The 26,200-nt window shown below is 48.2% G+C and carries 23 protein-coding genes; all 23 read left to right on the plus strand.

The window, feature by feature from the left end; genetic code table 11:
* Positions 1–75 precede the first annotated feature (75 nt).
* The 23 genes from RHM56_RS14620 (at position 76) to RHM56_RS14730 (ending at position 26,197) form a co-directional block, all read left to right on the plus strand.
* Positions 76–1,398, plus strand: a complete 1,323-nt coding sequence (locus tag RHM56_RS14620; protein ID WP_322233268.1) for a UDP-glucose/GDP-mannose dehydrogenase family protein — start codon at positions 76–78, stop codon at positions 1,396–1,398.
* A 40-nt stretch (positions 1,399–1,438) separates the two neighbouring features.
* A complete protein-coding gene (locus tag RHM56_RS14625; RefSeq protein WP_322233270.1) occupies positions 1,439–2,785 on the plus strand; it encodes a flippase in 1,347 nt (448 codons plus the stop codon).
* Between the two features lie 62 nt (positions 2,786–2,847).
* Positions 2,848–3,681, plus strand: a complete 834-nt coding sequence (locus RHM56_RS14630; RefSeq protein WP_322233272.1) for a polysaccharide pyruvyl transferase family protein — start codon at positions 2,848–2,850, stop codon at positions 3,679–3,681.
* The gene (locus RHM56_RS14635) at positions 3,635–4,597 is read left to right on the plus strand and encodes a beta-1,6-N-acetylglucosaminyltransferase (protein WP_322233274.1); all 963 of its coding nucleotides are present in this window, start codon (positions 3,635–3,637) and stop codon (positions 4,595–4,597) included. Before RHM56_RS14630 ends, RHM56_RS14635 begins: the two co-directional genes overlap by 47 nt.
* Before the next feature lie 193 nt (positions 4,598–4,790).
* Positions 4,791–5,942: an O-antigen ligase family protein gene (locus tag RHM56_RS14640; protein WP_322233276.1), complete on the plus strand. Its 1,152-nt coding sequence runs from the start codon at positions 4,791–4,793 to the stop codon at positions 5,940–5,942.
* Between the two features lie 24 nt (positions 5,943–5,966).
* Positions 5,967–7,103 carry a glycosyltransferase gene (locus RHM56_RS14645; protein WP_322233278.1) on the plus strand — a complete coding sequence of 379 codons (1,137 nt, stop codon included), beginning with the start codon at positions 5,967–5,969 and terminating at the stop codon, positions 7,101–7,103.
* A gap of 47 nt (positions 7,104–7,150) precedes the next feature.
* A complete protein-coding gene (locus RHM56_RS14650; RefSeq protein ID WP_322233280.1) occupies positions 7,151–8,254 on the plus strand; it encodes a glycosyltransferase in 1,104 nt (367 codons plus the stop codon).
* Positions 8,251–8,808 (plus strand): putative colanic acid biosynthesis acetyltransferase, encoded by a 558-nt coding sequence (locus RHM56_RS14655; RefSeq protein ID WP_322233282.1) that lies wholly within the window; start codon positions 8,251–8,253, stop codon positions 8,806–8,808. The genes RHM56_RS14650 and RHM56_RS14655 overlap by 4 nt, the downstream gene beginning before the upstream one ends.
* Complete coding sequence (locus RHM56_RS14660) at positions 8,805–9,761, plus strand: glycosyltransferase family 2 protein (protein WP_322233284.1); 957 nt, start codon at positions 8,805–8,807, stop codon at positions 9,759–9,761. The genes RHM56_RS14655 and RHM56_RS14660 overlap by 4 nt, the downstream gene beginning before the upstream one ends.
* Positions 9,762–9,832: 71 nt before the next feature.
* Positions 9,833–10,954, plus strand: a complete 1,122-nt coding sequence (gene gmd, locus RHM56_RS14665; RefSeq protein ID WP_322233286.1) for a GDP-mannose 4,6-dehydratase — start codon at positions 9,833–9,835, stop codon at positions 10,952–10,954.
* A 2-nt stretch (positions 10,955–10,956) separates the two neighbouring features.
* A complete protein-coding gene (gene fcl / locus RHM56_RS14670; RefSeq protein WP_322233288.1) occupies positions 10,957–11,934 on the plus strand; it encodes a GDP-L-fucose synthase in 978 nt (325 codons plus the stop codon).
* A complete protein-coding gene (locus RHM56_RS14675) occupies positions 11,934–13,142 on the plus strand; it encodes a glycosyltransferase WbuB (protein ID WP_322233290.1) in 1,209 nt (402 codons plus the stop codon). Before fcl ends, RHM56_RS14675 begins: the two co-directional genes overlap by 1 nt.
* A gap of 3 nt (positions 13,143–13,145) precedes the next feature.
* Positions 13,146–13,616, plus strand: a complete 471-nt coding sequence (locus RHM56_RS14680) for a GDP-mannose mannosyl hydrolase (RefSeq protein WP_322233292.1) — start codon at positions 13,146–13,148, stop codon at positions 13,614–13,616.
* A 29-nt stretch (positions 13,617–13,645) separates the two neighbouring features.
* Complete coding sequence (locus RHM56_RS14685) at positions 13,646–15,064, plus strand: mannose-1-phosphate guanylyltransferase/mannose-6-phosphate isomerase (RefSeq protein ID WP_322233294.1); 1,419 nt, start codon at positions 13,646–13,648, stop codon at positions 15,062–15,064.
* A gap of 299 nt (positions 15,065–15,363) precedes the next feature.
* Complete coding sequence (locus tag RHM56_RS14690) at positions 15,364–15,663, plus strand: hypothetical protein (RefSeq protein ID WP_322233296.1); 300 nt, start codon at positions 15,364–15,366, stop codon at positions 15,661–15,663.
* 86 nt (positions 15,664–15,749) lie between these two features.
* Complete coding sequence (locus RHM56_RS14695) at positions 15,750–16,850, plus strand: polysaccharide biosynthesis/export family protein (RefSeq protein ID WP_322241782.1); 1,101 nt, start codon at positions 15,750–15,752, stop codon at positions 16,848–16,850.
* Between the two features lie 12 nt (positions 16,851–16,862).
* A complete protein-coding gene (locus RHM56_RS14700; protein ID WP_322241783.1) occupies positions 16,863–17,528 on the plus strand; it encodes a YjbF family lipoprotein in 666 nt (221 codons plus the stop codon).
* Between the two features lie 32 nt (positions 17,529–17,560).
* Positions 17,561–18,307: a capsule biosynthesis GfcC family protein gene (locus RHM56_RS14705; protein ID WP_416194916.1), complete on the plus strand. Its 747-nt coding sequence runs from the start codon at positions 17,561–17,563 to the stop codon at positions 18,305–18,307.
* Positions 18,304–20,385 carry a YjbH domain-containing protein gene (locus RHM56_RS14710; RefSeq protein ID WP_322233300.1) on the plus strand — a complete coding sequence of 694 codons (2,082 nt, stop codon included), beginning with the start codon at positions 18,304–18,306 and terminating at the stop codon, positions 20,383–20,385. Before RHM56_RS14705 ends, RHM56_RS14710 begins: the two co-directional genes overlap by 4 nt.
* A 502-nt stretch (positions 20,386–20,887) precedes the next feature.
* Positions 20,888–21,592, plus strand: coding sequence for a winged helix-turn-helix domain-containing protein (locus RHM56_RS14715; protein ID WP_322233302.1), 705 nt, complete (start codon positions 20,888–20,890; stop codon positions 21,590–21,592).
* Between the two features lie 92 nt (positions 21,593–21,684).
* The gene (locus RHM56_RS14720) at positions 21,685–22,338 is read left to right on the plus strand and encodes a hypothetical protein (RefSeq protein ID WP_322233304.1); all 654 of its coding nucleotides are present in this window, start codon (positions 21,685–21,687) and stop codon (positions 22,336–22,338) included.
* Between the two features lie 331 nt (positions 22,339–22,669).
* On the plus strand, positions 22,670–23,986 hold the full coding sequence (locus tag RHM56_RS14725) for an undecaprenyl-phosphate glucose phosphotransferase (RefSeq protein WP_322233306.1): 1,317 nt from the start codon (positions 22,670–22,672) through the stop codon (positions 23,984–23,986).
* A gap of 207 nt (positions 23,987–24,193) precedes the next feature.
* Complete coding sequence (locus RHM56_RS14730; protein WP_322233308.1) at positions 24,194–26,197, plus strand: acyltransferase family protein; 2,004 nt, start codon at positions 24,194–24,196, stop codon at positions 26,195–26,197.
* Positions 26,198–26,200 lie beyond the last annotated feature (3 nt).

Raw genomic sequence — 26,200 nt, forward strand, 5'->3', positions numbered from 1 at the left:
GCAAGTCGATATTCAGTCCTGCAAGACCTAACTTTTCTACTTTTATCACCCGCTTTACGTTTAAAGGGAATCGACATGAAAGTCACAGTTTTTGGCATCGGTTACGTCGGTTTGGTCCAAGGCGCAGTGCTCGCCGAAGTTGGGCACGACGTCGTGTGTATTGACATCGATGCCAATAAGGTCGAACGCCTTAAACAAGGCCATATCCCGATCTACGAACCAGGACTTGAAGCACTGGTCAAAGAAAACTACGCAGCGGGCCGATTGAACTTCACCACCGATGCCGCTGCTGGGGTCAAGCATGGCGAAGTGCAGTTTATCGCCGTGGGCACACCGCCTGACGAAGATGGATCAGCCGACCTTAAATACGTACTGGCGGTCGCAGAGACCATTGCCCAGCATATGGAGCGTCCACAAATCATCATAGACAAGTCTACGGTCCCAGTCGGAACCGCTGACAAAGTTAGTGCGCGCATTGCTCAAGTCTTGGTACAGCGCCAGCGCAGTGATCTGACCTTCGACGTGGTGTCCAACCCGGAGTTTCTAAAAGAAGGCTCCGCCGTAGCCGACTGCATGCGCCCTGACCGAATAGTGATCGGCACCAGTTGCACGGCCACTGAAGATGTCATGCGCGAGTTGTATGCGCCCTTCAATCGCAATCACGAAAAAATCATCGTCATGGATGTTCGCAGCGCAGAACTGACCAAATACGCTGCTAATTGCATGCTGGCGACCAAAATCAGCTTTATGAACGAGATGGCAAACCTGGCAGAAATGCTTGGCGCTGATATCGAGATGGTACGTTTGGGCATCGGTTCCGACCCGCGCATTGGCTATCAATTCCTGTATGCCGGCGTTGGTTATGGCGGTTCGTGTTTCCCTAAAGATGTGCAGGCCCTGATCAAAACCGCCGACAGCATTGACTTTGACGCCAAAGTGCTCAAAGCCGTAGAAAGCCGCAATGACGAACAGAAATCTGTGCTGTTCAAGAAGATATCAAAACACTTTGATGGCGACTTGAATGGCAAGACTTTCGCTTTGTGGGGGCTTAGTTTCAAACCCAATACTGACGATATGCGTGAAGCCCCTAGTCGAGTATTGATGGAGTCCCTCTGGAAAGCAGGTGCAAGCGTTCAAGCCTATGATCCGGAAGCTATGGAAGAAACTCAGCGTATTTATGGCAGCCGAAACGACCTGAGCCTGTGTGGCACTAAAGAGGCGGCTATTAAGGGTGCAGATGCATTGGTCATTGTGACTGAGTGGCAAGTATTTAAAGCGCCAGATTTCGAGCTTATAAAACAGCAACTTCGTGTACCCGTCATTTTCGACGGCAGAAATTTATTTGACCCTGAGCGCATCCAAAAGAAAGGGATTGAGTACCGCTCAATTGGCCGCTAAGACTTTACCAGCTACATAATGCTGTACAGCATGAGCATGAATGTCTATGACCACCGCAGCAGAAAAAATTCGTAACTTCATCGTCGGAGGTTCCGCCTTACGTCGTCATTTGGTCCGAGCTGCAGCAGGCAGTTTAGCCCTTAGTCTGTCATCCAAAATGCTAATGCTATTGACCAGTGTGCTTCTTGCACGGTGGCTGGGTGCGGAAGGCTATGGGTACTATGTTTCCTCTATGGCGGTACTGACGTTACTCAGTATTTTTGCAACTATCGGCTTCCCAACACTGGTCATTAGATTATTCAGCAGTTACCGCGCTCACCAAAAATGGGGCCTGATGCGCGGCCTTCTTGAGCGTTCGAACCAACTTATACTAGTGGTTTCAATTGCACTAGGAGGCGCGGGTGCTGTAATTATATCGGCTATGAGCGAAAACCTAGCGCCCTCCTACACAAACTGCCTTTGGTGGGCGATGGCAATGCTACCCCTGGTGGCGCTGGGCGCCATACGCTCGGCGTTGTTAAGAGGCTTGCATTTTGTAGTGCTTGGTCAACTCTCAGAAAATCTGTTAACGCCGGGTTTGTTTGTACTGTTTATAAGTGCTTGGGCTGGGTTAACGTTGAGCTCTTCTCTGGCGTTAACACCAGAAGCGGCAATGGCATCGCGGTTCGCTGCAGTTGCTATCAGTTTTTTAGTGGGTGCATGGCTACTGGTTAAAAGATTACCAGAAGAAATTCGCAGCTCGGAACCTCGATATGAGATCAAAGAGTGGACCCGATCAGCGTTACCCCTTTTGTTCATAGTGGGGATTGGCATCATTGGCTCACAGGTCAATATGTTAATGCTCTCTGGTTTACAAAGTGCAGAGTCTGCAGGTATCTACCAGATAGCAACCCGGGGCGGAGAGCTTGTTGCCTTTTCGCTAGTGGTCGTAAACATGGCAATTCAACCAACAATCTCAAAGTTGTACTCGCTAGGAGAAGTGAAAAAACTTCAACGGGTGCTGACTATTGCAGCTAGGGGAACTTTAGCTCTAGCAGTACCGCTCGCGGTAATTATGGGCTTTTTTGCCGAACCTATTTTAGGAACTGTATTTGGTCCTGAATTCAAACGTGGCGCACTTAGTCTGACAATTTTATGTGTTGCACAAGTGATTGCCGCGGCCTCAGGATCAGTTGGTCAAATTTTATATATGACTGGCCATGAGCGAGACGCTTCAATTGGTGTTTTCGTAGGTTTTGCAGTCAATATTACATCTAGCCTAATACTCATACCACTGTGGGATATAGCCGGAGCAGCAACAGCATCAGCACTAAGTATTGTATCGTGCAATTTGGTACTGGCCTTTCTAGTAAGAAAACGTACCGGCCTTAACTCAACAGCATTTTAATTTGCTCCATATTAAAAATATTAAAGTAGCTAGTACGCGTACAGACAAATAACGGATGAAAAATGCTGAATACATTTTGGTGGCGCCCTGGCAACGAAAAATTCAATCTTGGCGATGAGATCACTACATTTTTGCTCTCAGAGCTTTTCTCGGTAAATCACCAACTTACCTCCCTTGATGAAGCCAAGCTAATAAGCACTGGAAGCATTCTTCAAAGTATATGGGGTAATAGGTACTTATTCAGACGAAAACCAATTGGAGTCGTAGGCTCCGGCTTCATATACACAGGCATGAAGCTGAGAAAGCTTAAGTTTTCAAAAATCTACTCAGTTCGCGGACATTTGTCCCGACAACTCATAACAGACAAATATCCAAACAACATTTTGCTGGGCGACCCTGGACTTCTCGTCCCTCTAGCACTTGGCGACTTAGGACAAACCGTAGAAAAAAAATACAAATACGGCATCATCCCACACTTTACAAAATTCGACACTGAAGACCAAAACGAAAAATATAAAGCACTAGGGTCATATCGTGTGATTGACTTTAGAACAAATGACTTCAAAAAAATAGCAAGCGAAATCCTCTCTTGCGAAGTCATCATGAGCCAAGCCTTGCACGGCCTTATTCTTTCAGATGCATTTCAAATCCCTAACATCTGGCTTGATGAAGGCTCATTGCACACCGGGGGAAATTTTAAGTTCCATGATTATTTCTCTTCTGTTGGAAGACCCTTTAATCTAAAGATAAATCCATCAAATGACTTCAGTAACGACTTATTAAGTAAAAACACTTTTACTGTTAACAAAGAAACTTTAGACGAAATTCAACTACAAGCCATGAGTGCATTTGAACAATTTTTTACCGATTTCAACATCAGCTACAAAACCAAGTAAACACACTCATGCTAAACATCGGTCCGCCATGAAAAAAATAGCCTACCTGATACTCGCCCATAGTGATGCCACTCATCTGGGAGCTTTAGTTAAGTCTATAAGTACCTGTGCAGATGTTTATATTCACTTAGATGCTAAGGCAAACCTGTCTGAGTTTGCATCCACATGCCCAGCGTCTGCTATTTTTATCGAGGAACGAGTAGATGTTGCATGGGCAGGAATGTCCATGATTGATGCGTTGTTAAATCTAATCCGTGCCGCCCTACCTTTTTCAGAGCGCTACACGCACTTCGTGTTTATCACAGGTTCGGATTACCCAATCAAGCCAGAAAAACAGATCAGCGATATATTTACATCCGCACCTGAAAGGGAGTTCATTAAATATATCGACATGAGAGACTCACCAGAACACTATTTAAAGTTAATTACCCGCAAACAATTCCTAGAACCTTTTATAAAGACCAACAACAGGCCTTTGATTTTCACTGACAAACTTATCAGAAAAACCTTGAGAGCATTAGGCATACCAAATAAATGGAACAACGATATGATTCCATACTTTGGACACACTTGGTGTGCCTTGACGCCATCATGTTGCGAATATATTTTAAATTTCCACACCAACAACCCCTGGTTTTATGAAGTCAATAAGCATACTTTCTCCCCAGACGAGCATTATTTCCACACTATTGTAGGTAATTCACCGTTTAATGAAAATGCAGACGGGTTACAGACATACGAAGGGCGCGGACTCTGGCGCCTGGTTAACTTCCACCTAATTTGTCCTTCTTTACAAAAATGGTTCAGCCTAAATGACTGGGAAGAAATCAGTAAGTCTGACAAATTATTTGTTCGGAAAGTCAACTCCAATACTGGAAAAGAACTAGTGAAAAAAATCAATACCGATATCGTCTGACCCAAACCTATTTCGCCAATCATTACAAAACCCGCTCAAAAAAACTGACTCATCACGTGCACGGCGTAAATATATTTTTAATAAATAGAAAGATAATTCTGGAAAAAGCAAACTGATGAGATCCACTTTAACGGACATTTCTTCGAAACCTAAGACCAATTGGCGACCGGATACATTTGCTTGCGGAATGGCAATGTTTTTATTCGCTTCTGCTGTAAAGCCTGGTACGTTGACCGAGTTTGACTCTGTAACTTATACAGGTCTAGTAGCGTTTTTAAGAGATCACAGTCAACACATAGGCATTGTCGGCTTACTTCTACTACTGTTCACCTGGCTCCGACGACCTAAATTAACACCACTACAAATTTCGTACCCAGCCCTATGGTTTTTAATTTTCAAAGCTGTCATAGCGCTCAGAATCGCCATTGTCCCAACCTCAGGAATGGAGCAAATAGTTTCTTTTATTTCACTGACGCTGCTCTACTTTATAATGCTTGCGAAAGACGGCTCTCCAGGCTCAGAACGAAACTATGAAGCTCTATTCAAAGGCATGTGCTATTTCGCTGCCGCTATCCTCCTGATGAATTTATACCTGTGTTTATTTCAATACTCCACAACCAGCTGGAAGGGGCGTTTTGTAGGTGTGTTCCAGCATCCAAATTTCGCCGGTGTTAACTTTGCAATATGCGCATCAATCATATTCGGATTTAACTATACACAAAAAAACTACCCAACCAGCAAGATCACAAATTTTATTTCTACAATATTACTTATCACATCCGCGCTTCTAATTATGGCAACTGGCTCACGAACCGGAATACTTGGCTTTGCCTCTGCAACCATCGGATACATGTATATTCAAAACAAAATCAAGCCAAGCACTATATTTCTATTATCTTTTGCAGCCTTCATTACACTATTATCGCTCGACTCAATAATCGAAGTGTTAGCCCACAACATACCCGGAATAAAACGAATTACTGAGGCTGGTAACACACGTGATGGTGTCTGGGTAAGTATGTGGGATTACTTTGTGGCAAACCCTTTATTTGGTGCTGGCTTAGAAGTAAAAGCAACTGCGGGGTCATACCTTAGGGTTTTATCCATGGGCGGGTTAGCAGCTGCAATACCGCTTTTAATTTGCATGCTGCTGTGCATCAAACGCACATGGCGCGTTCGCGAAAAATTCAAGTTCCGCAACGCTTGGCTCCCAGGCTTATTATGCATCTTAGTCACAAGCATCACCGAAGGCTATCTTGCAGACGCTCTCAGCCTAGGACTGATCTATTTTGTGCTTATTGTATTTGTACTGAGTTATCGCAAGCCACTCAGCGTTAGAGCATAACCAAAATTAAAGGCTACCCTCATCATGTACAACAACGACAGCCAGCTTAAAAAAAATAAAGTATTCTATATTCAACCTATCCTCGCTGGCTACCGGTCTCCTATTATTGAAAAACTAGCTATTAACTTTGACACCCATTGTTTTTATGACAACACCGAAGCTCAGAAACAAGGTCATCTGGCGGCCAGCTCTCACCTTTCAACTGTTATACAGTCAACCTCGATTCCGTTACTTGGAGGCCGTCTTTTTTATCAAAAAAACATAATCCGTCATACACTACGAGAAAAACCAGACGCCATCATTTCTTTTGCAAACCCGCGCTTTATCTCCCTCTGGCTTAGTATGATTCTCAGCATCACACTGAGTATTAAATTTTACGCTCACGGCCAAGGACTTTATTCATATAAAAATCCCAGCCTGCTTCGAAAAATAATGTATCGCGCCATATGTAAGTTTTCTACCAAATACGTTTGCTACACTGAACTGTCAAGAGACAGTTTAATAGCAGCAGGTTGTGATGCTAACAAGCTAATTACCATACGAAATTCACTTGAATTACAAACTACCATAGCGCCAAGTCAAAAAACCTACACCGAAAACGGCGTTCTATTCATTGGGCGATTGCGCGATGGGTGCAGGCTCGACACGTTAATTCAAGCCATTGAGATCACCCGGAACAATGGCCAACTACTTGAGTTGCATATTATTGGCGGGGGGCAACTGGAGGACAAGTATAAAAATCAATACAAGAATATTACATGGCTCCACTGGCACGGCCCTGTACATGACAATCATCGCATCGCTGAAATCAGTAAGTTATGCCGTATTGGCTGTTATCCGGGAGACGCAGGCCTAAGCGTTGTTCACCTGTTTAGCCTTGGCTTGCCTCCTCTGATACATAAAAATATTGAAGCACATATGGGACCAGAGCCTTCTTACGTGAGCGCGAACGGTAATGGTTTCTTATTTGACCCTGCAACGGGAGAGTCGGGCCTTTCAGCAACACTAGACTCTATATGGCAACTCCCTGCGGAAACAATGCGCGACATAGCCGTGAGCGCTTACAACACTTACTTAGACCTTAACAATCCCACAATGGGAGATCAGTTTGTACAACTGGTGCTCGGCAACCATTACACGTTAGCGGATGCAAAACCATGAAGATTTTACGAGTTATATCCTCCATAGACCCCGCAGGAGGTGGACCTATGGAAGCTGCACGAAAAATCGACAGCACATTAATGCACTTAGGTCACCACGTTGAACTTGTCTGCCTAGACGATCCTCGCGCAGATTATATATCTCAATACCCTGTAAAAGTTCATCCGCTAGGCCCCTCCAAAGGGACGTATCAATATAACAAGGCACTCACCCCTTGGCTGACTAACAATATTGATAGCTTTGATGCCGTTATCATTGACGGTTTATGGCAATATCACAGCTTCGGCACATGGCGAGCACTAGCAAAAAAAAAGATACCTTACTTTATATTCACACATGGCATGCTCGACCCCTGGTTCAAAAAAAACTACCCTCTCAAACATTTAAAAAAGTGGTTGTACTGGACATGGGGTGAATATCGAGTTTTGCGTGATGCCAAAGCTGTATTATTTACCTGCGAAGAAGAAAAAATTTTAGCGCGCCAATCATTCTGGCTATACAAAGCTAATGAAGTTGTAACCGCGTTCGGAACAGCGGATGCACCCAAAAATGGAGATCAGTTAACGCATGATTTCTTGCATCTGTACCCCGAGTTAAAAAACAAACGGCTAGCACTCTACCTTAGCCGCATTCACGAGAAAAAAGGATGTGACCTGCTCATCGAGGCTTTTGCAAAAATTGCAAGCCAAGATCCGGCATTGCAGTTAGTCATGGCCGGACCGGACCAAACGGGATGGTCATCTACATTAAAATTACTTGCTGCCAAACACGGAATATCTGATCGAATTTCTTGGTTGGGCATGCTCTCTGGGGATGTTAAGTGGGGCGCATTTTATGCGGCCGAAGTATTTTGCCTTCCCTCTCACCAAGAAAATTTTGGGATCGTCGTTGCGGAAGCGCTTGCCTGCGGCAAACCCGTCATTATCAGCAACAAAGTCAATATATGGCGTGAAATTCAAGTTAGCGAAGCTGGGTTTGTTGATGAGGATACAGTTCAAGGCACTATAAACAGTCTGCAACATTGGCTCGACCTTAAACCCGATGCCTATGCACAAATGGCAAGTCGGGCAAAGAAATGTTTTGCAGAACAGTTTCATATACAACGTGCCACCGAACGCTTGATTGAGATTATCGAGGAGCGCCGCGCATGATTATTCAGGGCAGTGACTCATATCGAAAACCTTCATTCTCGCTGGCAAATCGACTACGTCGGCTTACTTGGAATATTGCTTATTTAATGTTTTTCCGCACTTCACCTCGGCCCTTTCATTCGTGGCGTGCGGCACTTTTGAAGCTGTTCGGCGCCAAGCTAGGTAAAGGCGTGCATATTTATCCTGGCGCTAAAATATGGGCGCCTTGGAATCTGGAGGTAGGTGACCATGTGGGGATTGCCGATGGTGTAACGCTCTACAACATGGACTTGATTCGAGTAGGCAGCTATAGCGTTATCTCGCAAGGCGCTCATCTATGCGGCGGTTCTCATGACTACAACAGTTCAAATTTCCAACTTTTTGCGAAACCCATTATTCTCGGTGAGCATGTGTGGATTTGTGCTGAAGCATTTGTGTCTCTAGGTGTGACTATTCCTAATGGAGTTGTTGTCGGCGCCCGCTCTCTTGTCACCAAAACGATACTGGAACCTTGGACTGTCTTTGCAGGGCAACCTGCCAAACGCATTGGCCAACGAACAAGGAATGAGCAATGACAACAGAGACAATGCATCGACCATTGGTTGGTCTCTCTGTGGTTATTCTGACCTTTAATGAAGAACTGCATTTAGAACGGGCGTTGGCGTCGGTTGCCGAACTGACCAAAGAAATTTTTGTTATTGACTCTTTTTCCAGCGATCGCACGCTAGAAATTGCTCGTGAACATGGCGCGACCGTACTTCAAAATAAATTTGTCAATCAAGCCCAGCAGTTTCAGTGGGCGCTTGATAACGCACCAATAACGGGTGAATGGATTCTGCGCCTGGATGCGGATGAAATAATCGAGCCGGACCTTGTTGCAGAAATAACTCATAAACTTCCAGATCTACCAGCGGATGTCGTCGGCATCAATCTTAAACGCAAACATATTTTCATGGATCGCTGGGTCAAGCACGGTGGTCGCTACCCACTGGTGATGCTGCGAATTTGGCGCAAAGGCCATGGCCGTATTGAGAATCGCTGGATGGACGAACATGTCGTTATTTGGGGCGGACGGACCGTGACTTTTGACGGTGGGTTTGCCGATCACAACTTAAACGATTTGACTTTTTTTACTGAAAAGCACAATAAATATGCAACGCGTGAAGCCATAGAAATCCTGAATTATCGTTTGAATTTTTCAGCTCGCGATCACTCTATTACGGCGCAAAGTACATCACTGCAAACAGCTACAAAATTTTTTATAAAAGAACATATTTACAACCGCATTCCTTTCACCGTGAGCGCACCACTTTACTTTTTGTGGCGATATGTTTTTCAACTCGGCTTTCTCGATGGCCGCTCCGGACTGGTTTACCATTTCCTTCAAGGGTATTGGTACCGCTTCCTCGTAGGGTCGAAAGTAATGGAGTTAGAGAGAGCCATTTCTCATCTCTCCGACAAGCATCAGATCGCAGCAGAACTCTCGCGTTTGACCGGACACACGTTAACGCCTGAACAATCGCGCTAACTAAAACTACTCAATTTATTTAATAATCAATCACTCCCCCACCGAGCGATTGCATACACAGGAAAGCAACAATGAAGAAGCGTGCTCTTATTACTGGCATTACTGGCCAAGACGGATCTTACCTGGCAGAGTTACTGCTGGAAAAAGGCTATGAAGTGCATGGCATCAAACGCCGCGCTTCTTCTTTCAACACCCAGCGCGTAGATCATATCTACCAAGATCCACATGTCGACAACCGTAACTTCGTACTGCATTACGGCGACTTGAGCGACTCTTCCAACTTGACCCGCATCATCCAGGAAGTACAACCGGATGAGGTATACAACCTGGGCGCACAGTCTCATGTGGCCGTCAGTTTCGAGTCCCCGGAATACACCGCTGATGTGGACGCCATGGGCACTCTGCGTATCCTGGAAGCCATTCGCCTGCTCGGTCTGGAAAAGAAAACCCGCTTCTATCAAGCTTCTACCTCTGAGCTATACGGCTTGGTTCAAGAAACCCCGCAGAAGGAGACCACACCCTTCTACCCGCGCTCGCCTTATGCCGTAGCGAAGATGTATGCCTACTGGATCACGGTTAACTACCGCGAAGCCTATGGCATGTATGCCTGCAACGGTATTTTGTTCAACCACGAATCGCCGCGTCGTGGTGAGACCTTTGTCACCCGCAAAATTACCCGCGCCTTAGCTAATATCAGCCAGGGTCTGGAGCAATGCCTGTTCCTCGGCAATATGGATGCACTGCGTGACTGGGGCCATGCCAAGGACTACGTGCGCATGCAATGGATGATGCTGCAGCAAGATGTAGCGGACGACTTTGTTATTGCTACTGGCGTGCAATATTCGGTGCGTGAGTTCGTTCGCTGGTCCGCCGCTGAATTGGGCGTCACCCTGCAGTTCGAAGGTGAAGGCGTGGATGAGCAGGCAATTGTCGTAAGCATTGAAGGCGACAAAGCTCCAGCACTCAAAGTCGGCGATGTAGTGGTCAAGGTTGACCCACGCTACTTCCGTCCAGCAGAGGTTGAAACATTGCTCGGAGACCCTACCAAAGCCAAACAGAAGCTGGGCTGGGTTCCAGAGATCACGGCTCAGGAAATGTGCGCCGAAATGGTTCGCGAAGACCTCAAAATCGCACAGCGCCATGCATTGCTCAAGCAACACGGGCACGACCTGCCGGTTGCCGTGGAGAATTGAGCATGACGCGTGATCTGAATCAAAACATCTTTGTTGCCGGCCATCGCGGCATGGTCGGATCCGCCATTGTCCGACGTCTGCAAGCGCTGGGGTACAGCCGTATTCTCACCGCTGGCCGTGACACATTGAACCTGCTTGACCAACAGGCAGTGCAGGCTTTTTTCAAAAAGCATCAGATCGATCAGGTGTATCTGGCAGCGGCAAAGGTCGGAGGCATTCAGGCCAACAATAATTACCCGGCAGACTTTATCTACGACAATCTGATGATCCAGGCCAACCTGATTCAGGCTGCGCATCAGAACGACGTACAGAAGCTGTTGTTCCTTGGCTCATCCTGCATTTACCCGAAGCACGCCGAACAGCCAATGCGTGAAGATGCTTTGCTAACAGGTGTACTGGAGCCGACCAATGAACCCTATGCGATTGCCAAGATCGCAGGGATCAAGCTGTGCGAAAGCTACAACCGCCAGCACGGTCGTGACTACCGCAGCGTAATGCCGACCAACTTGTACGGCCCGCACGACAACTATCACCCGCAAAACAGTCATGTGATCCCTGCCCTGCTGCGCCGCTTCCATGAAGCGGTTGAGCGTGGGGACGAAGAGATGGTCATCTGGGGGACCGGCACGCCTATGCGGGAGTTTCTGCATGTCGATGACATGTCCGCCGCAAGCGTGCATGTGATGGAACTGGATGAGCAGACCTATCAGGCCAACACCCAGCCAATGCTCTCTCACATCAACGTTGGCACAGGCGTTGACTGCACGATTGGTGAACTGGCGAAAACCATTGCAAGCGTCACTGGTTTCTCTGGCAAGTTGACCTTCGATACCAGCAAACCGGATGGTGCTCCACGCAAGTTGATGGATGTGTCACGTCTCAAATCACTGGGCTGGCAAGCCAGTATCGGCTTGGAAGACGGACTGAAAGACGCTTACGACTGGTATGTCAACAACGTGCAACAGGCGCGGACACACTGATGAAAATCCTGCTCTACGGCATTAACTACAGCCCTGAATTGACCGGCATTGGTAAGTACAGCGGTGAAATGGCAGCTTGGCTGGCCGCTCAGGGTCATGAGGTCAGGGTCGTCACAGCTCCGCCTTATTATCCGGACTGGAAGGTATGGCAAGGCTTCAGCGCCTGGCGTTTCAATAAACGTCAGGAGGCTGGCGTCACCGTTATTCGCTGCCCGCTATATGTTCCTGCTCGACCCACGGCAGTTAAACGTTTGCTGCATTTAGCAAGTTTCTCGTTGTCATCAGCTTTTGCAGTGTTGGCACAGTTACGCTGGAAGCCCGAGCTGGTGATCCTGGTCGTGCCCACCCTGTTTTGCGCACCGCAGGCTCTGGTTCTGGCCAAGCTGGTAGGCGCAACGTCGGTGTTACACGTTCAGGATTATGAAGTGGATGCTTTGTTCGGGCTGTCCATCGCCAAGGGCGAAAAGCTCAAGCGCTGGGCGTTTGCTGTTGAACGGGCGCTGTTACGTAGCTTCGACCGGGTTTCCACTATCTCCAGTGGCATGCTGCGGCGTGCCGAAGAAAAGGGGGTGGCCAAAGAGCAGTTGCGGTTTTTCCCCAACTGGTCGGAAACAGCCCGGTTCCACAATGTGCCGCGTAATGCCGAATTGTTACGCAGGCTTGGCGTGGACCCGGACAAACGGGTATTGCTCTACTCCGGCAACATTGGCGAAAAGCAGGGCTTGGAATGTGTGATTGAGGCTGCCGAACGTCTGGCTGATCGCAAGGACTTGGTATTCCTTGTAGTCGGCGAAGGCGCCGGCAAGGCCCGCTTGCTGGAACTGAGTCAGCAACGCAACCTCAACAACGTGGTCTTTGCACCACTCCAGCCTTATGAAGATCTGCCCGCGCTACTGGCATCAGCGGATTGCCATCTGGTGATACAAAAGCGTGGGGCGGCGGATGCAGTGCTGCCCTCCAAGCTCACCAATATCCTTGCGGTGGGTGGCAATGCATTGATTACCGCCGACCCAGAGACCAGCCTGGGAGTTCTCTGCGCTGAATACCCCGGGGTTGCCACGCTGGTGGAACCGGAATCGGTTGAGGCCCTGATCAACGGCATAGAGCGCGTGCTAGCCATGCCGATGCCGAATGCGATTGCCACCGGCTATGCATGCGAGTTTCTGGACAAAGACCAAATCCTGACGCGTTTTTTAGCCGAGATTTGAATCATGTGGCTCAGTAATGATCTGTTTCGCAGTGTTGTGGCTTCAACTCCATTGGTTTCGATCGATCTGATGGTACAGAACGCACGGGGCGAATGCCTGTTGGGGCAGCGACTCAATCGGCCCGCGAAAGACAGCTGGTTTGTGCCTGGCGGGCGTATTTTGAAAAATGAAACACTGGACACCGCCTTCAATCGCCTGACTCTGGAAGAATTGGGTCAGGTGTACCAGCGCAGTGACGCTCGCCTGCTGGGGATCTATGAACACTTTTATGCCGATAGCGTATTTGGTGCAGGCGAGCAGGCACCGGACACCCACTATGTAGTACTGGCCTATCAGTTAGTTCTGGCTGAAGGCCAAGAATTACAACTGCCCCACGCCCAGCATGGGGCCTATCGCTGGTGGCCTTTAATCGAGATGCAGACGCATGAGCACGTGCACGCCAATACGCGTGCCTATCTCGCAGCACTGCGTTAACTCTTCGACGCATACACAGGATGTTGAACATGCTCTTTCCGATCATTATGGCCGGAGGCTCCGGCTCTCGTTTATGGCCATTGTCGCGCCAGCTCAACCCTAAGCAGTTTCTGCCTCTAGCCGATGCCAACTTGTCAATGCTGCAAGCCACCCTTCAGCGCCTTGATGGTCTGGGTGCTGCATTGCCGCGGCTGATCTGCAACGAGCAACACCGCTTTCTCGCGGCGGAGCAACTACGTCTGCTCGGGCTCGAAAAAGCCAATATTTTACTCGAACCGGTCGGGCGCAATACTGCACCGGCGATTGCCTTGGCGGCCTTGAGCGCTCTTGAAGCCTGCAGCGAAACAGAAGACCCAATTTTGCTGGTATTGGCAGCAGATCATTTGATCCAGGACGTTGCCGCGTTTCAAGCCAGCATCAAAACTGCTCTGCCTCTGGCGCAAGACGGTAAGCTCGTGACCTTCGGTATTGTTCCAACCCATGCTGAGACGGGTTATGGCTATATCGAGCAAGGTGTCAGCGTAGGTATTGGCGGGTTCAAGGTGAGCCGTTTTGTAGAAAAGCCTGATCGGGTGACAGCCGAGGAGTATCTAGCCAGTGGCAGCTATTTCTGGAACAGCGGCATGTTTATGTTCCGCGCCAGCCGCTATCTGCAGGAGCTTGAAAGTCATCGCCCCGATATTCTCGCTGCCTGCCGTGAAGCACTGACTGGCGGCACACAAGACATGCACTTCACCCGTGTTAATGAAGTCGCATTTGCAGCCTGCCCAGATGACTCAGTGGACTATGCCGTGATGGAAAAAACCGTCGACGCGGTGATGGTGCCGCTGGATGCGGGCTGGAGTGATATCGGCTCCTGGACGGCCTTGTGGGATGTCAGCACCAAAGACGAACAAGGTAATGTGTTCAAGGGTGACGTACTCGACCAACAGTCGCGTAACACCTATGTACACGCCGACAGCCGCCTGGTGGCAACGGTCGGCGTGGACGATCTAGTGATTGTTGAAACCAAAGATGCGGTACTGGTCGCTCACAAGGACCATGTGCAGGATGTCAAAAAGATCGTTGAGCAATTAAAAAACGGCTCGCGTAGCGAACACATCAACCATCGCGAGGTGTACCGTCCATGGGGCGTGTATGACTCGGTCGATAACGGTCATCGCTATCAGGTCAAGCGCATTACGGTGAAGCCGGGAGCCAAGCTGTCGGTACAGATGCATCACCACCGCGCTGAGCACTGGATTGTGGTCAGTGGTACGGCCAAGGTGACCAATGGTGAGCGGACTTACCTGGTGTGCGAGAACGAGTCCACCTACATCCCCATCGGCCAGATCCACGCACTGGAAAATCCAGGGGTCATCCCGCTGGAACTCATTGAAGTGCAATCAGGCTCGTATTTGGGTGAAGACGATATCGTTCGATTTGAAGACAAATACGGCCGGGCTTGAAGCTCAAACCTTGAATTGCCATAGCGCAATCTGTTCGACAGTAATGGGCCGCCCGCCCAGATAGTGAATTTGTCGAGAGTTTTTTTGTGACCCGAAAGAAAACGTTATAAAACGTCAGCAACCAACACCGCTCTGCACAGGTATTCTTAAGTTGATATTGAACAATAAAGTGCCTGTAAAGACTCACTTGAGCGTCTGGCTCGGCTGTATCAGCTGCTTTTGACTCGTCGTTTGAACACCGCTAAAACGCCCAAGTACTCAACCCATCAATACAGACTATTTATCAAAAGGATTTACCCATGAAAAAATTACTCGTTTCTACACTCGCACTGGCCATGAGCGCCTCGATCTTCGCCGCAGAACCCGCTCCTGCTCCTGCGCAGTCAGCCCCTCCTGCTGCACCAGCGTCACTGAACACTGACACTGGCGTGCTGGGCAGCCTCTCGCAAAACCAAAAAATCGGCCTTGGGGTTGCAGCTGCTGCCGGTGTAGCAGTCATCGCTGCTAGCGGTGGCGGTGGTGGCGGTGGTGGTAGCGACAACAGCGGCACTGGTGGTGGTACCACTGGCACTACAGGTACTACAGGTACCACGCGCTAAGGCTTGACCAGGTCGAAAGGACTAAACCACCTGGAGCTTTCCAGGCATTTGATTTTGATGTGTATCTCTTACAAGTGTCCTCAATGATGATTCGTAGTTTGTCGCTCGCGGTACTTGCAGGGCTTGCCCTGCAAGGTTGTATGTTTGCGCCCGGTCAATACCTGGATACCAGTGAAATCGGTAAAGAAGGCTCTCCAGAAAGCAGTCGGGTCGAGTTGATTCCAATAACCCCCAAGCTGATTGCGCAAAACGCGGCGACACACGTCTCAAGCTCGGTGCCAGCAGAACTGCTGGCATTTAAGCCGGCGGACTACAAAATTGGCCCAAACGATGTGTTGTATATCACCGTTTGGGACCATCCAGAACTGACAGCGCCTTCAGGCGCCCAACAACAGATTGATGCCAATGGCCGCGTCGTGCGGCCAGACGGCAGTATCTATTACCCCTTCATTGGGAAAATCGATGCGGCCGGTAAAAAAGTAGAAGAGTTGCGCGCAGAAATTGCTAAACGCCTTACACAGTTTGTTGACAGCCCACAGGTGGATCTGAGCGTATTGCGTTTTGCCAGTCAAAAAGCAATTATCTCTGGCGCTGTGAGCAAAGCAGGGCCGGTGTTTATTACTACATCCCCTCTTAGCGTTACAGAGGCCTTTGGCGCAGCAGGTATTGACCCCGTAAATGCCGACTTGTCAGGAGTTGTATTGACCCGCGACGGGCGTGAATATCAATTAGATCTGGACTCGCTCAACAGCAAAGGGTCTGATCTGTACAAGGTTTATTTGAAAGACGGTGACCAGTTGTACCTTCCCTACAACGACCGTAAAAAAATCTATGTCTTGGGCGAAGTTGTTGCACCCCAAGCACTCAAGTTCAAAACCAAGAACATGAACCTGGCAGATGTCATCGGTACTGTTGGCGGGCTCAATCAGACTACTTCCAACGGCAATGCACTGTATGTGATTCGCGGCGCAGAAAATCTGGAAACCCAGCCGGCAAAAGTGTTTCAGCTAGATGCTAAATCACCTACCGCCTTTGCTGTGGCTAGCCAATTCGAGCTGAAACCTCAAGATATCGTTTACGTTGGCCCAGCTCAGGTTACGCGCTGGAACCGCTTGATCAGCCAACTGGTACCATCTGCAAGCATTGTGGGTACGGGAGCTTCGGCTCAGAACAACCTCCGCGATTAAGGTTGAGCCGTGTTGAAAACTTTTCGTAACTGCTCATGCCTATTGGCGTGCCTGCTACTGTGTGGCTGCACGCCATTGACCAAAGCCTCCCTCGACACGTTCAGGTCAACTCTGAGCAGCGCAGAACCCCTGCAACTCTCGCAGGCTGACGTCGACGCCGTGCCCTATGCACAAATCAAGGTCACCACCCCTGGCAGTGAGGGGGTTATGGCAAAACTTCGGCAAGAGGGCGATCTACAATATTGGGTCGCTGCGGGCAAACAGGTGCTCTTGATGCGCAACGGTTTTGCCGTACGCAGCGTAGGTCTTGGCGTGGAAAACGATCTGGACGGCACCCGCTTCGAAGGCGAGTCCCCGTTCAAACGCGGTCTGCAGCATATAGTCGATGGCGAAACCAGCACGCGCACAATTGATATTTATCAACGTGAAGGCACCCAATTGGTGGTCAACAGCCGTTTTAGCCGTAAAGGCTTGGAGACAGTGACCATTCTTAATCAGCCTTATGTACTGCAACGCATTGATGAAGCACTGGATATTCCAGTCTTGGGCTTTAGCGGCACCAATCGGTTCTGGATCCGACCTGACGACGGCCAGATCCTGCAAAGCGAACAATATCTGACACCGGAGCTCTTTTTGAACATTGTGCACCTGCGCCCTGACTGGGAGAGCGGCCGGTGAACCCTTTAAGAAACTTTACTGCGGGTGTATTTTTGGGCTTATCTGCGATCAGCCTAAGCGCACAAAGCCTGGCCGACGTAACCGTCAGCGGCGATGTGCGCAACCCCGAAAGTCTGGCGTTCACCCCGGGTATGCGCCTGTTGGATGCGGTAACTCAGACCCGCCCAAATCCCGAAAGCTATTGGCTAGCGGCGGCCTGGTTCAATCAGCCCCTGCTAGAACAGCAAACTAGATTGAAAGCAGGCGTACTGTTCGACCTACAACTGCTTAAACGCGGGTCGATGCTAAACAATAACGATGCCCTCGCCGATGTGGCCGCACGCCTGTATCAAGACATAAACCGGCTGCCCGTCACCGGGCGCAAAGTGGCCGTACTTGACCCTGTAGCACTGGAGGTCGGGTTTGCGCACAACTACCTGCTTAGTGATGGCGATCAACTGATTTACCCTGCTTACACCGATACGATTACCGTCGTTGGTGCGGTGCAGCAACAATGCACGCTGGCCTTACAGGCCAAGCAGGAAGTACGCGACTACCTTGATAGCTGTCCGCGACTAAACCAAGCCGATACAGACTATCTGTGGCTTATTCGCCCGGACGGTCAATATCAACGCGTCGCCATCGCTGCCTGGAATCGTCAGGACGGCGTACACGCTGTCGCTGGCAGTACGATTTTGGTACCCGTACGCAATGACAATGCCGATTTACCCACGCCCGATTTGAACGAGCAGTTGGCGCAATTTCTCGCCACTCAACCGCTGGCTAAGGTGGCCCCTTGAAATTACGTTTTATTGTTGTCGCCTTATTGCCGTACAGCGCTGCCCATGCCGAGCCGCGCTATACCCAAAATGATTTCGGCGGTGTGGGCCTGCTACAAACCCCTACTGCGCGCATGGCACCTGCTGGCGAACTGAGCCTGAACGCTAACCGCACCGACCCCAACACTCGTTACAGCCTTTCGTTACAACCTCTGGATTGGCTTGAAGGAACATTTCGCTATACCTCCGTGACTAACCGTCGCTATGGGCCAGAAGCGTTGAGCGGCAGCCAGAGCAACAAGGATAAGGCCGTAGATGTTAAAGCCCGTCTCTGGCAAGAAAGCCATTGGTTACCTGAACTAGCGGTCGGCTTTCGAGATGTTGGTGGTACTGGTTTGTTCTCTAGCGAGTATTTCGTAGCAAACAAACGCTATAAGAACTTGGACTTCAGCTTGGGAATTGCCTGGGGCTATTTAGGCAACCGCGGGGATTTTAAAAACCCACTGAGCTATATCGGTGACAGTTATAACGATCGACGCAGCAACAACTCTGCAGGCGATGTTAACACTGACATGTACTTTAAAGGCCCCCCTTCATTATTTGGTGGCGTTTCTTATCAAACACCCTGGGAACCCTTGAGTCTAAAAATTGAACTTGAAGGCAACGACTACAAGCATGAGCCTCAAGACAACAATCAGGTCCAGGACTCCCCGATCAACATTGGCGCAGTCTATAAACTGAATAACTCAGTTGATTTGAGCGTCGGATGGGAGCGCGGCAATACCGCACTCTTCGGCATAACGCTGCATACCAATTTTGTCAGTCGCAAGGCTCCGGTCAAAACCTACGATCCACCTGCTGAACCACTGCCCGCCAAAGCTCCGACCACGCCACTGAATCAAGTCGACTGGGCCTCGGTCTCAAAAAAACTTGAAAGCAACGCTGGCTACAAAGTAGAACGTATTGCACAGCGAGACGATGAGCTGATGGTCTATGGCGAACAGACCAAATATTTCTACGAAGCCAAAGGCGCAGGCCGAGCAAGTCGAATTCTGGACAATACCGCATCTGATGACATCCAGTGGTTCACCTTGGTCAATAAGCGGTATGACATGCCCGTCGCAGAAATCAGCGTACCTCGTGCAACGTTCCGCGACGTGGTAAACAATGACCAGGACTTGGTCGACCTGCACCGCACAACCGAAATTAACCGGGCGGTGCCGCACGTTGAGACGACCCTGTATCAGACACAACCAAAACCTTTTACCTATGGCTTTGGTCTTGGTTACCAGCAAAACATTGGTGGCCCCGACGGCTTCCTGCTCTACCAAATAACTAGCTATGCAGAAGGTCAATATCGATTTACCTCTAACACATGGGCAAGCGGCGGCGTCAGTTTAAATCTGCTTAATAACTACGATAAATTCAAATACGACGCACCTAGCGGCCTGCCAAGGGTACGTACCGATTTACGTAAATATGCCACGACCTCTGATGTCACCATGCCAGCTATGCAGTTGAACCATGCCGAACAACTTGATCAAGACGTATATGGGATGGTCTACGGTGGCTATCTGGAGCCGATGTACGCAGGCGTGGGCGGAGAAATTCTCTACCGCCCCATGGGCGAGCGCTGGGCAATTGGGGCCGACTTGAACTATGTTCGCCAACGCGATTTTGACCAGGGTTTTGGTCTTCGCGACTACAGAACTGTGACCGGTAACATTACCACCTACACAAAGCTGCCATTTGACTTAGATGGCGCAGTGAGCATTGGCCGTTATTTGGCCCGAGACTGGGGTGCCACCATCGATATATCCCGCGAGTTTACCAATGGTGTGAAATTTGGTGGCTGGGTTACCCGCACTACTGCCTCAGCAGAAGAGTTCGGCGAAGGCAGTTTTGATAAGGGTATTTATATATCAATCCCATTTGACGAAATGATGAGCGTATCGACAAGAGGGCGGGCCAACATTGTGTGGGCACCTCTGACCCGTGACGGCGGCGCACGCCTTAATCGCCAGTACTCGCTACACGCTATGACGGACGGCCGTAATAAAGATGCGTTCTATGAGAACTTCGAAAAAATAACGGAATAAGCTTTATGTCACAGCGCTTAATGCAGACGACCTCTACGTTTCGCGCTACCTTTAACAACTGTGTTCACGCAAGAAGATAAGGCCCACCGCCTTGATGGGTTTTCTTGATTTGTTTCTCACAGTAGTCGCCTAGCCTTCCAGCATATTAGCTACGCTGGATTGCGCTAGGAAGCGGAAAGGCTGGGTGATGATTGAATATGCAAAAAACTGTTCCCTATAGGTAGCACCTCATCGTACGATTCACCAGCCAACACTTTTTAGCGCAGCGACTGGCTTATTGTTTGCAAGATACCGAACCTTCTTCGCACATGCATACACACGCTGCCTTTGCTGGAACCCAATGTCGCATTGCCTTTCAATCAGGCGTTTTTAGCATTTGTGCATGTGCACAAGACAACGGATCAAGCAATTTCGTATAGACCAACAGTGTTATAAAATGTCAATCTCAACGAAGAGGGGTATGGCAAAATCAAGCCGCCTCTAGGTATTTAGGTTAAGTGATATGCTTTTTGCAGGGTGTAAGACCGACGTAAGCAACGCTTCGGTGTTCTGTTTTGTACAAACTAAAGCGCTGATTAACGACATTAAGCAACTGACCACTTCAGAGGCGCAGTACTTTGACATCTCTGATTATGTGAACAGTCAATGCCGTGACTATAGTCGGGCCAAGGCCTTCTTTATTGAAGTTCACACACCGGAAAGTGTTAATGACACTCTCGAGCTCATTAAGATAGTTCGCCAGAGGAATCAAGTCGCGTGCATATTTATTCTAGTGACACATACCAAATCCTTCTCCAGCATTAGCTGCTATCTTGCTGGAGCAGATCACTGTCTTAAATTACCAGTCGACCCACAGGAAAAACTGGATTTATTAACGCACACACTGCAAGACTCTCACTGGAAAACAACAGCCCAGCTGCACTTGGATCGAACACGACTAATGCTGTATAACAGCAACAGTAAACTTGAAATTTCGTACACCGAAATGACTATTATCGATGCATTGATACAAGCACCTGAGCATGTCATGAGCCAAGACAGCATTGCCAAGACTCTTGACCCAAACATTATTTTCTATGACCCTAGGGCGCTAGAAAAAACAATTAGTCGCTTAAGAACCAAAATTAAAAAAACCTATAATCTAGAACTTATTCTGAGTGTTCGTGCTTATGGCTATCGTCTGCGCCGAGGAACAGTCTCAGGGTAATCCTAGCGTTATTCGCGCGGGCTAGCCGACTTACCTGCGCCCCTGCGTCGAGTGGGTTTTTCGCTCAAACCAACCCATGGAGGAGTTGAAGCATGAAGTTCACTTCCAAGGCTTTTAAGCATGTTATCGACTCTTTATTAACGCAAAACAAAGGTTTCTCGAATCTTACAAGTGCCCTGCCCAATACGGACCAACCTGTATTCAAAATTGATGAGCCGTTGCTTATGCCCCACCCCACCTGGTCTTTGGACAACACTACGTTTTATGGTCTCACCCCGAAGATAATAGATGCAGGAGAACTTCACTCCTTAATGGAATTGAAAATAGCGCCCTTACCAGAAAACAATGCTAACCCCGTAAACCCGATTACCTCTCCAACCCTAGACAGAGTGCTGAGTTCCTACGTGCCAACCTCTACGCCCCCATTCTCTGTCTACTCGCCTGCACAACCGCAGACCTGGTTTTTCAGCTTCGCCACGCGAGAACTGTGCAATGCCACGACCTGCATCAAGCTTACCGCCATTGAATCGCTGCTCATCAAGACACTCACGCTGAGCACAGAGCGTATTTGCGCTAAACAAGCATTGATTTTGGGCATTGATAAGGACCCACAATCTTATAGCGGTCTTGAAATGTGCCTGAGCCGACTACAGAGCAAGTTTAGAGCCGCCTACAATGAGCGCCTATTTCGCTCGGTGCGCAACCGCGGTTATTGCTTGGTGCAAGATATCAAAATCATTCACTGAGCCCGACTAAAACATAAGCATGAACAACCCATGGCTTTTTAAGGACGCCTGCTTGCAACAGTCATGCCTATAGCATTTTGCACAAGTGCGCACTGTTATAAAAAGTCGAACCCTTAAACCTAATAAGCCTTATTATCAAAAATCATTCAGTATCAATAGCGTCACCGCTGTGCGCACCACACACAAGAAGTGCGCTGAGATTATCCATATTCCAACAGCCGCTTCCAAATAGTCAGGCATTTTCTACAAGGCTGATACCTTGATACATACACGCATAGATCGAAAATCCGTCGCCAGAGGACTCACATTTTGGGGACAGTGGTTCATTTCTATGAGCCTAATCATATCAACATTGCTGGTACTGGCTTACAGCAAATTTGGAAGCATAGATTTCCACTATCGAATTGCTGTTATTTTGACATTACTTATCTCAGTACCCGCATACTCAGCAACTAATGCTTATTACAAAAGGCATTCTTACCTAACGGGCGTGCTTCGCCTGTTTCTTGGCTGGACCTTCACACTCACCTGCTTAAGCACCATCGCGTTTGTCACTAAATCCAGTGAACTATTTTCACGCGAAGTTATCATTACTTGGGCATTGCTGGGTTACGCCATTCAAATACCGCCTTACTTATTGCTGCACTTTCTGTCACGTCATTATCACGAGCGTAATAGCCATCACTACAACAGCCTAATTATTGGCTCTGACGGGGTGGCACTAAAACTGGCTGACAGCTTTATTCAGCAAAATCAGTTCCCGCTAGTTGGCGTTGTTAGCGCATCGCCGTTTGAAGACGGAAAAAACTCCCCTTTGATCGTCGGCGAATTGACACAACTGCGCACACTGATTACTGAGCACAATATACGTCGACTCTACATCGCCTTATCTCTGCAAGACGCTCAACGCATAGAAGCGTTATATATTGATTTGCTCGACTTGAATGTCGACGTAGTCTGGATCCCCAACTTGGACAGCATGCTCCTGCTTAATCACTCCGTGAGTGAAGTGGGCGGGCGTCCGGCTATTCATTTGAATGAAAGCCCACTGACCAGCCACCCAACGGCTGCTCTGAGCAAAGCATTAATGGAGCGATCACTGTCTCTTGCGGCCATTATTTGCTTGAGTCCAATCCTGATCTCTGTCGCCCTGGCCGTTAAGTTATCATCACCAGGACCGATACTTTTCAGGCAGCAACGTCATGGCTGGAACGGAAAAGTGATACAAGTCTTAAAGTTTCGCTCGATGAAAGTGCATGACGATAAAGATGTGCAACAGGCAAGCCGAAATGACTCACGCGTTACCGCGGTTGGGCGCTTTATCCGACGTACCTCACTCGACGAATTGCCACAACTTTTCAACGTACTGCATGGTGATATGGCCTTGGTAGGGCCACGACCGCATGCGGTTGCGCACAATGATTACTACACAGGTAAAATTCATGCCTATATGGCCCGCCATCGTATCAAGCCTGGTATCACAGGATTGGCGCAAATCAGCGGTTGCCGCGGAGAGACTGACACCATTGAAAAAATGCAAAAACGGGTAGAAATAGATCTGGACTACATCAATAATTGGTCTTTGTGGCTCGATATTAAAATCATCATCAAAACGCCATTTACGCTGATTTCTAAAGACATTTACTGATCGATTCGATGCGACGAGCATTGTGCGCAACTTAAAACCCAACCACTTCATTATTCAACCAAGCCTTAGCCCCCTAAGGCTTGGTATGCATTAACCTACAAATATTTCACTCAAAAAAACCCCGAAAAGTCCAAAATACCGAATCTAAATATAAAATACTCAACCTACTCGGGTATTACCCTCTCAATTTAATGGTGTTATTAGGGCATGTCCATCAGAAGCAGCAACTTCAGAGACGATATCAATGGCCTTCGTGCGTGGGCAGTGGTAGCGGTAATTCTTTATCACTTCGGGATCACTGGATTTTCTGGTGGTTTTGTTGGCGTTGATATATTTTTCGTCATATCCGGTTTCTTGATGACTGGAATTATTGTCGGAGAATTAGAAAAAACAAGCAAGAGCCAAGGTAATGCACGCTTCTCCCTAATAAATTTTTACATATCCCGTGCCCGTCGTATTATCCCTGCCCTACTCACGCTATGCATCGCTCTGATAATTTCCGGATGGTTTTTTTTATCTAGCCTGGAATACAAAGCACTTGGTTCACAGGTCGTCAGCGCTATTGGTTTTTTTTCCAACATCAAATTCTGGCGTGAGGATGGTTACTTTGATGCAGCATCCCACGAAAAGCTTCTGTTACATACATGGTCGCTCTCTGTCGAGTGGCAATTCTATCTAATACTGCCTTTAATCCTACTGGGCATTTGGAAAATCTGGCCTAGTCGTAAACATTTGATCATCGCTATTACTCTTGGGCTTCTGCTCTCGTTACTACTTTCAATCATTATTACACCTATCGCAACTACGGCCGCTTTCTACTTGCTACCTACTCGAGCATGGGAAATGTTGGCTGGCGGATTAGTTTATCTTCTAGCAAACTCAATACGAATCTCTGAGAAAGCAAAAATAACTATTGAATGTAGTGGTTTTATACTTATTATTGCATCCATTTTATTTTTCGACGCCAGCAGTATCTGGCCAGGATGGCGAGCGCTGGTACCTGTCATAGGCACGATGTTAGTAATGGTTGCTGCTCGCACGGGTTCGTTGTTTACAGGCAGTCGTATTGCCCAATGGTTGGGTGACTGCTCTTACTCGCTTTATCTATGGCACTGGCCATTTGTAGTAATCTTGGTTTATCTCGGCTTTCAAAATAACCCAGGATTTATCACTATCGGTCTCATTCTGACGCTAGTACTAGGAAGACTTTCCTACCAATTTATTGAGAATTTTGCACGCACCTCACTCACCAGACTTCCTAAATGGCGCGGTGTTAGTATATTGCTAGCCAGCATTATAATTATCGTCACTCTTAGCCTTCAGATTCAATTAAAACAAGGTATTCCCGGCCGACTACCTGCTCAAATAGATGCAGTTTTTAATGAAGCGCTAAATAAGAATCCTCGCCGCAGTGAGTGCCACGTTAGCGGTAAAACCCCGGTACCAGAGTGCACTTATGGTGGTGAAAAGCTGGGAGTTATTGTGATAGGTGACAGTCATGCAGCCTCCGTGATCCGATCTATTGAAAAAGCGCTACCAAACAAAAATCTGCATGTTCTTGACTGGACTGAAAGTGGCTGCCCTACAATATCCGGCATTAAAAAATTAAATGATCCTGACTATCGTTGCGGCGAATTTATAGCTAAAGCATTGAACAAACAAAAAGAACTCCCAAGCAACGTGCCGCTGATCATTGTCAACCGGATAGACGTGTATCTTATGGGGCCCAATGAAGTTGACCGAACTGAAGAAGCATCCACGCCTACATTCTATGTGAGTTCGCCTTATAAAACTCGCAGCCCAGAGTTTCTTCAGGAAATGCGTAAAGGCATAGTAGACACGGCCTGCGAATTTGCCAAAACTAGACAAGTATATATGCTCCGCCCTATCCCTGAACTAAAAGTTGATGTTCCAAATACAATGGGGCGAGCGCTCATGTTAGGCCGCCCAGCGGAAGTTTCAATCTCTATGGCAGAATATAAAGCACGACATGCTTTTTCTTGGGAAACCCAAGATATAGCAGTGAAGCGCTGTGGTGTTAAAATTCTTGATCCGCTGCCTAGTCTATGCGGTGAGGGACGATGCAATGGTAATGCTACTCAGAGTAGTCTTCCTATTTACATCGACAGTAATCATTTAAGCGAACGAGGCGGTGCCCTGCTAATACCACTGTTCCGTCATGTTTTTGAAGAGACAATTGCTAACCCTTGAAAT

Origin of the sequence: Pseudomonas sp. CCC3.1 (assembly GCF_034347405.1) — a bacterium.
Classification (GTDB): domain Bacteria; phylum Pseudomonadota; class Gammaproteobacteria; order Pseudomonadales; family Pseudomonadaceae; genus Aquipseudomonas.